This window comes from Pseudomonas sp. JL3, assembly GCF_031570575.1.
GTDB lineage: Bacteria > Pseudomonadota > Gammaproteobacteria > Pseudomonadales > Pseudomonadaceae > Aquipseudomonas > Aquipseudomonas cucumis.
The window spans coordinates 1-8,980 of the sequence record NZ_JAKWJK010000040.1; the positions used below are offsets into that span (position 1 = coordinate 1).

The 8,980-nt window shown below is 63.0% G+C and carries 1 protein-coding gene; it reads right to left on the minus strand.

Annotation, left to right across the window (positions count from 1 at the left end):
• Positions 1-8,685 (minus strand): amino acid adenylation domain-containing protein (locus MMG91_RS28610; protein ID WP_405046570.1); only part of this gene is annotated, 8,685 nt, incomplete at its 3' end.
• Between the last annotated feature and the right edge of the window lie 295 nt (positions 8,686-8,980).

Sequence of the window (8,980 nt, forward strand, 5' to 3'; positions counted from 1 at the left end):
CAGGCTGCGCTTGAGCGCTTCACCAGCGACGTTGACCGTGTGCACGTTGTCGTTCAGCCCGCCGGATTCCAGCAGCGCCTTGAGGGCCGAAGGCACCGTGTTGATCAGGCTGATGTCGTGCTCGCCTTGTTGCAGCTCCAGCACATTGCTCACCACCTCGATGCGGCCACCGCAGGTCAGCGGCGCGAAGCATTCGTAGACCGCCAGGTCGAAGTTCAGCGAAGTCGAGAACAGGGTTTTTGCCAGGGTTGCTGCATCAAACGAACGGTGCGCCCAGGTCAGGAAGTTCACCGTGTTGCGGTGTTCGATCATCACGCCCTTGGGTAAACCGGTGGAGCCGGAGGTGTAGATCAGGTAGGCCAGGTGCGATGAAGTCAGCTCGACAATCTCCGGATTCAAGACGGATTCGTCCTGCCAGACATCGCTGTCGAGGTCGATCACCGGCACCGACGTTTCGCTCAGCAAGCTACGCGTGGCCGCTTGCGCCAACACCGCCGCCGGGGCGCTGTCCGCCAGCATGTAGGCAATCCGGTCGGCCGGATAAGCCGGATCCAGCGGCACATAACCGCCACCGGCCTTGAGAATCGCCAGCAACCCCACGACCATGTCGACGCCGCGTTCGACGCAGATCGCTACCCGCGCATCCGGTTGAACGCCCTGCTTGCGCAGGTAATGCGCCAACCGGTTGGCGCGTTCATTCAGCTCGCGATAGCTCAGGCACTGTTTGCCATGCAGCACCGCCGCAGCGTCCGGTGTGCGTTGCACCTGGGCCTCGAACAGCCCGTGGATAGTCTGCTCCTGCGGATAGTCCGCCTCGGTGGCGTTGAACCCATGCAGTCGTTGGCGTTCGGCATCCCCCAGCAAGGCAATCTCGCTCACGACCACACGCGCATCCGCGACCATCGCCCGCAGCATCCGCTCCAGGTAACCGAGGTAGCGTTGCATCGTCGCCTGGTCGAACAACGCCGTGGCATATTCCAGCGAACCCTGAATACAACCATCAACTTCTCCCAGATCGAGCGACACATCGAACTTCGCCGTCCGCCCCGCAGATCCCAGCCCTTCGATTGTCAGGTCGCCCAACGTGAGTTCGACGCCTTCCGTGTTCTGCCACGAGAGCATGGCCTGGAACACCGCACTGTGAGACAGGCTGCGCACCGGCTTGACCAGTTCCACGACTTGCTCGAACGGCAGATCCTGATGGGCCTGCGCACTCAGTGTCTGCGCCTTGACCCGTTGCAGCAGCGTTTCGATGCTCGGCTGGCCCGACACATCAATCGGCAGGGCAAGGGTATTGACGAAGAAACCGATCAATCCCTCGACTTCAACGCGCGTGCGGTTGGCCACTGGCGAGCCGATGACGATCGTCTCCTGCCCCGAGAGGCGGCCGAGCACCGCGGCCCAGCCGGCCAGCACTGTCATATACAAAGTGGTCCCGTGACGCTGACTCAACGCTTTGAGGTCCGCCGTGAGGGCTTCATCGAAGGCTACCGGGATGGCGGCGCCGGCATAGTTCTGTTGCGCCGGCCGTGGTCGATCGACGGGGAGCATCAGCACCGCTGGCGCATCTGCCAGCGCCACTTTCCAATAGGCACTTTGGGTCTTCAGCACCTCACCGCTCAGCCAGCGTCGTTGCCACACGGCATAGTCGGCATACTGCACCGGCAGTACCGGTAACGGGTCGTCTTGCCCACTTCGGTACGCCTCGTAAAGAGCCACCAGTTCCCGTGTCAGAACGCCCATCGACCAGCCGTCCGACACAATGTGATGCATCGTCACCAACAACACGTGCTCGCGCTCGCCCAAACGGATCAGCCGGCCGCGAATCAACGGGCCGCATTCGACGTCGAAAGCCTCGGTGGCTTCTTGTGCGACCAGTGTGTTCAGCGCGTCTTGCGCCTCGGCATGAGCGGACAGATCGATGATCTGCAGGGCAAAGCCGCTGTCTTCGGCGCCGATACGTTGCAGGGCCGGCTGCTCCGGGACCTGCACGAAGGTGGTGCGCAATGCCTCGTGGCGGGCCACGATCCGGTCCAGTGCACGCTGCAATGCGTTGCGGTCCAGATCACCCGTGAGGCGCAGACCGGCCGGTAGATGGTAGGCCGCGCTGGCGCCTTCGATCCGCGTCAGAAACAGCAAGCGCTGTTGCGCGAAGGACAGCGGCAACGGCTCATCGCGCGTCACCGCGACGATCTCCGGCAAGCTGCTGCGCACCGAACGCGCCACCGCCTGCGCCAATGTACTCAATTGCGAATGGGTAAACAGTTCACTCAACGCCAGCTCCACGCCCAGACGCAGACGCACCTGAGAGATCAGCCGCATCGCCAGCAACGAATGGCCGCCCAGCTCAAAGAAGCGGTCATGCCGACCGACCCGGTCCAGGCCCAGCAACGCTTGCCAGATCTGCGCCAGTGCCGACTCGACATCCCCCTGCGGCGCTTCATAGCCATAAGCGTTCATCGAACCCGATTCCGGTGCAGGCAGCGCCTTGCGGTCCAGCTTGCCGTTGGGCGTCTGCGGCATCGTTTCCAGCCGCACAAATGCCACGGGCACCATGTATTCGGGCAGCTGCGCGAGCATAAACCCGCGCAACGCTTCGATCGATGGTTCGTCTTGCTCGGCCAGCACTCTGTAATAGGCCACCAGGCGCTTCTCACCCGGAGGGTCTTCACGCACGACCACTACCGCCTCACTCACCCCCTGACAGGCGCCAAGGACGACTTCTATTTCACCCAGCTCAATGCGCAAACCGCGAATCTTGACCTGACCATCGTTGCGACTCAGGTACTCGATCCTGCCGTCCGGCCAGTAGCGGGCAATGTCGCCCGTGCGATACATCCGCGCATCGGTTTGCGTGCTGAAAGGGTCCTTCAGGAAACGTTCGGCCGTCAGGTCGTCGCGGTTCATGTAGCCCCGGGCCACGCCGGCACCGCCGATGTAAATCTCACCCGCGACACCGATCGGTACGGGCTTGCCATGCGAGTCGAGCAAGTAGAACCGGGTATTGGCAATGGGGCGGCCGATACTGATCTGACTGCCGTCTGCCGCTTGGTCCCCTACTGGGGTGGCCGAGGACCAAATCGTGGTTTCGGTCGGACCGTAGACGTTAAGCAATGTCTTGACCTGTCCCGCTACGCGCAGGGCAAGATCAGCGGGCAACGCTTCACCACCGCACAGCGCGGTCAATGCCGGAGCGCCCTGCCAGCCCGATTCGAGCAACATACGCCAGCTCGCCGGGGTGGCCTGCGCCAAGGTGGCGCCGCTGCTGGCAATCACTTCGGCCAGCAACCGGCCGTCGCGTCCCTGGTCTCGGGACACCAACACAACACGGGCGCCACAGATCAGCGGCAGGTACAGCTCCAGGCCGGCAATATCAAAACCCAGGGTCGTCAGCGCCAGCATGCGATCGGCCGGCTCCACGCCCACCGTGTCGCGCATGGCGCACAACAGGTTGACCACATTGCGGTGCTCGACCATCACGCCCTTCGGCTTGCCGGTCGACCCGGAGGTGTAAATCACATAGGCCAGGTGCGACGACGTCAAACCCACCACTGACGGATTGGCGGTGGACTGGTCCTGCCAGGTGTCATTATCGAGGTCGATGACCGGCATCGTCGCATCGCCCAGCAGATCGCGTGTGCCGGTATGCACCAGCAATGCCACCGGCGTACTGTCTTCCAACATATAGGCCAGGCGATCGTTCGGGTAAGCCGGGTCCAGCGGAACATAGGCGGCGCCCGACTTCAAAATACCCAGCAACCCCACCAGCATGGCGAGGCCACGTTCCACGCAGATGGCCACGCGATCATCCGGGCCGATGCCAAGCGCCAGCAGGTGGTGCGCGACCTGATTGGCCTGCCCGTTCAGTTCGGCGTAGCTCAACTGTTGATCACCGAACATCACCGCGACGGCGTCGGGAGACGCCTCGACCCGGTCCTGGAACAACTGCTGAATCGTCTGTTCTTGCGGGTAGGCGACCTGCGTGGCATTCCAGGTGTCGAGCAGTTGCCGGCGTTCGGCCGTCGGCACACTGTCGAGTTCGTACAGTGGCGTGTGGGGTGCGTGTTCCAGTGCTGCGACCAGACTCTCGAGGGCGGTCTGCATGTACTCGCCGATGCGCTGCGCATCGATCCCGCTAACCGCCTGTACCGCCAGGCTGAAACCTTCACCTTCATCATCCACGGCCAGCGACAGTGGGTAGTTGGTCCGTTCTTCGCCGCCCAGTGCCTCAATCCCTTGCCAGCCCGCCAGCATTTGCGGGGTGGCCTCGCCGGCGCTATGCCGATAGTTGAGCAAGGCGCTGAACAGCGGCGTCGGCGCGGACACGCCGCTGCAGCGCTGCGCCAGTGCCAGCGAGGCATGCTCATGGCCCAGCAACGCGCTCAACCGCCCATGAGTGGCCTGCACCGCCGCACGCGCACTTTGCTCACCCAGGCTCACACGCAACGGCAAGGTATTGATAAACATACCCAGAGCGCGGTCTGCCCCCTCGCCTCCCTGCATCCGGCCCAGCAGCACAGTGCCAAAGACCACATCGTCGCGAGCGGAAACACAACCCAACACCTGCGCCCACGCCAGATGCATCACGCTCGCAGGGCTCACGCCAAGCGCACGCGCCTGCACCCGCAGTCGTCGGCTCAGCCCGGCCTCCACCGCCAGCGTCACCTCCTCGATATTGTTGCCGTCACCCTGCACATCCTGTCGGCCAAACGGCAGCGTCGGCTCGTCGATATCGCCCAGCATCTCGCGGAAAAACGCTTCATGTTCCTGCTCGCTGACGCCCAACCGTGCCTGGGCCACATAGTTGCGGTAAGGCACCGCTTCACCCAACCGGTGCGCCTGCCCGAGCAGGTGCGCCTGCATCTCGTGCTGTACCACTTCCATCGCCGTGTGGTCCAGGGCCATATGGTGGAACAGCAGCATCGCCACCCAACGCTGATTGGCCACATCCTCGGCGAATGCCAGACGCAGCATCGGTGCCTGACGCACATCCAGCCGGTAATGCCTGGCATCGAAATGCTCATGCAATTGCGCCGCGATATCTCCGGCGCCAGGGTCCGGTTCGAACGCTTCGCAAACCAGCCGTGCCTGGCGCCATACGATCTGCAACGGCTCATCGAGGCCTTCCCATGCCAGCGATGTTCTCAGGATGTCGTGGCGGTCGATCACATGCTGCAGCGCCCGGGTGAAGTCTTCCAGGCGCTCGTGGCTATCAAAGGCAAACTGCGTCTGCAGCACATAAGGATCGCCTTTTTCAGCCGTGAGATGGTGATACAGAATGCCTGCCTGCAACGGTGCCAGCGGATAAATGTCTTGCACATTGCCCGCGCCGCCCGGCACGTTCGCCACGACCCGATCGATGGTTTGCTGACTCAATGCCGCCAGTGGCAGCATTGCCGGAGTGATTCGATCGCAGCCTTCGACGACAGCGTTGGCCGGCACCACTACATCCCGATACCCGCCAACGGCGGCGGCCAGTGCCAGCAGCGTCGGCTGGCTGAACAGGACCCGCACATCCACCGACAGACCGACCTGACGCATCCGTTCGATCAGCCTCATCGCCAACAAAGAGTGACCACCCAGTTCGAAGAAATGATCGTGACGGCCGACCAGCTCCACCTTCAACAAATCGGCCCACAAGCGCGCCAGCGTCTGCTCGATCTCACCTTGCGGTGCCTCATATTCCTCACTCGCGTAGGCCTGCGCTTGTGGCGCGGGCAATGCCTTGCGGTCCACCTTGCCATTGAGCGTCAGGGCAAAGGCCGGCAGCATCACGAATGCGGTCGGCACCATGTACTCGGCCAGGGAGGCGGACAACTGCTCTCGCAGCCAGGCAACCGACAGCGTGGCATCCTGCCGGGCGACGACGTAGGCCACTAGACGCTTTTCACCCGGCTCGTCGGTTCTTACCAGCACTACCGCGTCCTTCACACCCGCGCAGGTGACGAGTTTTGCCTCGATCTCGCCCGGTTCGATGCGAAAGCCTCGAATCTTCACCTGGTCGTCATTGCGGCCCAGGCACTCCAGATCGCCCTCTGGCAACCAGCGACCCAAGTCACCCGTGCGGTACAGCAATGCATCGGATTCGGGGCTGAACGGGTCGGCGATAAACTTTTCCGCTGTCAGCTCTGGCCGGTTCAGGTAACCCTTGGCTACCCCGCTGCCTCCGATATAAATCTCGCCGACCACGCCCAATGGCACGAGTTGTTGTCGTGCATCGAGCACATAGACTCGGGTGTTGGAAATCGGCCCGCCGATGGGCACGCTTTCGGCGTCTGGCGCCACGGCCTTCACCTCGTGGGTGGTGGCGTAGGTGGTGGTCTCGGTCGGACCATAGCAGTGCACCAACCGCAAGCCTGGTGCCAGGCTCAGTAAACGCCGAAATGAAGCCACGTCAGCCCGTTCGCCGCCGCACAGCAGGATGCGCAGGCCGCCAATGGCATGTGGAATCAGTTGCACATACTGGTTGAAGATCGCCGTCGTCACGAACAGCACCGTCGCCCCCGACTCGCTCAGTACCCGGGCAAAGCGGGAAGGTTCAAGCAGGGTTTCATGGTCAATCACCACCACTTGCCCGCCATTGAGCAGAGCGCCCCACACATCCATGGTGCTGGCGTCGAACGCCGGGTTCGAGGCGAAGGCGATGCGGTCGTGCTGGTTAAAGTCGGCGTAACCGTTGTTGATCACCAGTCGGTTGATTGCCCGGTGCGGTACCCGTACACCCTTGGGCTGACCGGTGGAACCCGAGGTGTACATGATGTAGGCAATCGTCTCACTGGATTGCGCGAGGGCCGGGTCATGAGTGGCCTCGCTTTCCGTATCCAGTGTGTCCAGGTCAACGCGGCGCACGCCATCGGGCGCAACCTCGGTGCTGAACGTCAGCACGATAGACGCCTGGCAATCCTTGAGCATGAAGCCTTGGCGTTCCAGCGAGGCGTTGCGATCCAGCGGCACATACGTCGCCGCGCATTTAAGGATCGCCAATTGGCTTGTCACCAGGTCAATCGAGCGTGGCAGCAGGATCGCGACGCAATCGTCCGGCTGCACACCAAGGCCGATCAGATGATGCGCCAGACGGTTCGCCCGCCGATTCAACGCCCCATAGGTGATTTGCTGATGCTCATGCACCACCGCGACCGCTTGCGGCGTACGTGCCACCTGCGCTTCGAACAGCGCGAGGACTGTTTCGTCCTGCAGGCAGTCGGTATTGGTGGCATTGAATTCAACCAGCAATTGTTGTTGCTCCGCCGCCGGCAGGATTTGCAGGCGGTACAACGGCGTTGCGGGGCTACGTTCCAGTGCCTCGGCGAGGCTTTCCAGCGTAGCGTTCATATATCCGCAGACACGTTGCGCACCGACGCCCGCCAGGACCAGCACGGTCAGGGCGAAGTCTTCGCCGAGGTCGTCCACCGACAGCGCCAGCGGATAGTTGGTGCGTTCTTCGCCCCCCAGCACCTCGATGCCCTGCCAGGCTGAATGCGGATCTGCTGCGTCGGGTTGTGCGCCGGAGTGACGGTAGTTGAGCAAGGCGCTGAACAGCGGCGTCGGCGCGGTCACCCCGCTGCAACGCTGGGCCAATGCCAGCGATGCATGCTCATGCCCCAACAGTGCCGTCAGTCGCGCATGGATTGCTTGCAGACCGTCCTTGACCCCCTGATCGCCGACGCTCACGCGCAGCGGCAAGGTATTGATGAACATGCCCAATGCACGATCTGCCCCCGCGCCGCCCTGCATCCGGCCCATCAGCACTGTGCCGAACACCACCTCGTCGTGGCCCGATACCCGACTGAGCACTTGAGCCCAGGCCAGATGGTGCAGGCTGGCCGCACTCACGCCCGACTGGCGCGCCAGCCGGCGCAAACGCCGACTCAGGCCACGGTCGAGCAGCAACCTGGCTTCCTCGATGTCGCTGCCGTCGGCTTGCACGTCTTGCAGGCCGAACGGCAGCGTTGGTTCGTCGATGTCACCGAGCATCTCGCGGAAGAACGTTTCGTGCTGCTCGCGACTGACACCCAGCCGCGCCTGGGCCACGTAGTTGCGATAGGGCACCGCTTCGCCGAGCAGGTCTGCCTGCCCCAGCAGATGCGCCTGCATTTCGTGCTGCACCACGTCCAGCGCCGTATGATCGAGCGCCATGTGGTGAAACAACAGCATGGCCACCCAACGCTGGTTGGGCGCGTCATGGGCAAATGCGATGCGCATCAACGGCGCCTGAGTGACGTCCAGGCGATAGTGCCGGGCATCGAAACGGCTGTGCAATTGCGTGGCGACATCCCCGGCTTGCGGGTCCAGCACCAGTTCTTCCAGGCCCAGCCGTGCTTCACGCCAGACCACTTGCAGCGGTTCGTCGAAACCNGTGCCGGGCATCGAAACGGCTGTGCAATTGCGTGGCGACATCCCCGGCTTGCGGGTCCAGCACCAGTTCTTCCAGGCCCAGCCGTGCTTCACGCCAGACCACTTGCAGCGGTTCGTCGAAACCTTCCCACAGGACGGCGGTGCGCAGGATGTCGTGGCGGTCGATGACACTCTGCAACGCTTGGGCAAAACCTTCCAGCCGCCCGCGACTGTCGAAGCCGAACTGCGCTTGCAGCACATAGGGATCACCCGTTTGCGCCGCCATGTGGTGGTAGAGAATGCCTTCCTGCAACGGCGCCAACGGGTAGATGTCCTGCACGTTGGGCGCACCGCCAGGCACCGTCGCCACAATGCGCTCGATGGCCTGCTCGTCCAGGTTCGTCAGCGTCAGCATATCCGGGGTGATCTGCGTGCAGTCGAGTTTAATACCGTTGACCGGAACCTTGATCTCGCTGCCACCACCCACTGCCCCGGCCAGCGTCGCCAGGGTTGGCTGACTGAACAGCACGCGCACGTCGGCACTCAGTCCTGCCTGACGCATCCGCTCGATCAGGCTGACCGCCAATAGTGAGTGGCCGCCCAGCTCGAAGAAGTGGTCATGCCGGCCGACCTGTGGCAGGCCCAG